The 1,377-nt window shown below is 52.5% G+C and carries 4 protein-coding genes; all 4 read left to right on the top strand.

The features are described from left to right. Positions 1 to 234: glycosyltransferase family 1 protein (locus H5T41_11150; protein MBC7109315.1), on the top strand; the 234-nt coding region annotated here is incomplete at its 5' end. Positions 235 to 379: 145 nt separating this feature from the next. Then, positions 380 to 598 carry a type II toxin-antitoxin system VapB family antitoxin gene (locus H5T41_11155; GenBank protein MBC7109316.1) on the top strand — a complete coding sequence of 73 codons (219 nt, stop codon included), beginning with the start codon at positions 380 to 382 and terminating at the stop codon, positions 596 to 598. Then, on the top strand, positions 568 to 1,014 hold the full coding sequence (locus tag H5T41_11160; GenBank protein MBC7109317.1) for a PIN domain nuclease: 447 nt from the start codon (positions 568 to 570) through the stop codon (positions 1,012 to 1,014). The genes H5T41_11155 and H5T41_11160 overlap by 31 nt, the downstream gene beginning before the upstream one ends. Positions 1,015 to 1,193: 179 nt before the next feature. Next, positions 1,194 to 1,377 (top strand): DUF433 domain-containing protein (locus H5T41_11165; GenBank protein ID MBC7109318.1); only part of this gene is annotated, 184 nt, incomplete at its 3' end.

Below are 1,377 nucleotides of genomic sequence, written 5' to 3' on the forward strand. Positions count from 1 at the left end.
AGGCATGATCGCATCACCACCAATGCTCTGGGCTTCCAGGAGACAGTGAGCAAGGGGATAAATGGCTTCTTGGTTCCCGTTCGTGGTGTAAGCGCCTTCAGCAAGGCCATGGAGCGTTTCATCCTTCAGCCTGAGCTAATCGAACGCATGGGCAAAGAATTCCGGCGTCTGGCCGAAGAACGCTTTGACGTCCACAAGATCAACGCCTTCTCTCTTCGTGAAATGGGGCTTTGAAGGGTAACCTTCGACCACATTCGCGGAGACTCCTTGGGTTTATGTAGCTTCATGCCCCCCTAAGGCTGCATCGGGGGAGCATGACATTTGGTGAATTGTCTTGCACAAAATTGTGGCGTATAATGCTGTGCTTTGGAGGTGCACCATGGAGAGGTTCACTATAGCGGTTGACCCTGAGCTTCTCAGGGAAGCCATACGGCTCACCGGAAAGAAGCGCAAGCGCGAGGTGATCGAGCTTGCCCTGCGCGAGCTCGTCAGAAAGCATCGCCTGGCTGAACTTCGGGAATTGGCAGGGTCGGGTTTGGTGGACTGGACTCCGGAGGAGTTTGCCTCATGGCGGGAAACGGCAAAGGGGCAGCAGTGAACGAAACACGGCTCCAGGGCATCCTCTTAGACACTTCTGTCTGGATCCGGTATCTGCGGCCCGAGGGAGACGAAGATATCAAGGCCGAGGTGAAACGCGTTCTTCTTTCGGAGCGGGTTTTCACTTGTTGGGTAGTGAAGGCAGAACTTCTGGTCGGAGCAAGGGATGAAGAGTCCTTCGAACGGTTGAATGCGGATCTGGAAGCTTTGGAGGAAATCCCGCTTACCAAGGAACTGTGGCTTGGAGCGGCACGGCTTGGGCATATGCTGCGACGCAAAGGGATTACCGTTCCGCTTCCGGATCTACTGATCGCCCAAGTCGCTCTCATGGAAAAACTTGAACTTTGGCACGCCGATGAGCACTTCGAGCACGTCAAGGGAGTAGTGCCGCTCGAAACGAAGCCATTCATAAAATAAAATTAAAAATTTCCACCTTGCCGGTCATGAACACCCCTCAGGCCATCAGGGGATATGGGCTAGCCGATTATCGCAAGATTAGCTTTCGGTTCCTCCAGGAAATGAGGTTTTAGGAGCCAATTAAGCTCTTTGTCCAGTGCAAGAACTTGGCGTAGTATAGCGAGTGGCAGGAGGTGGGCATGGAACGGTGGTTTTTTGAGCGGATCGAGAAAAATCCCAAGATAATGCTTGGGAAACATGTTATAAAAGGGACGAGAATACCGGTAGAGCTGATTTTACGGAAGTTAAGTGAGGGAGCTACAATAGAGGAGCTACTCGATGCTTATCCCAACCTTCGCCGGGAAGACATTCAAGCAGCTCTCG

The organism is Methanomassiliicoccales archaeon (genome assembly GCA_014361295.1).
In the GTDB taxonomy this organism is placed as follows: domain Archaea; phylum Thermoplasmatota; class Thermoplasmata; order Methanomassiliicoccales; family JACIVX01; genus JACIVX01.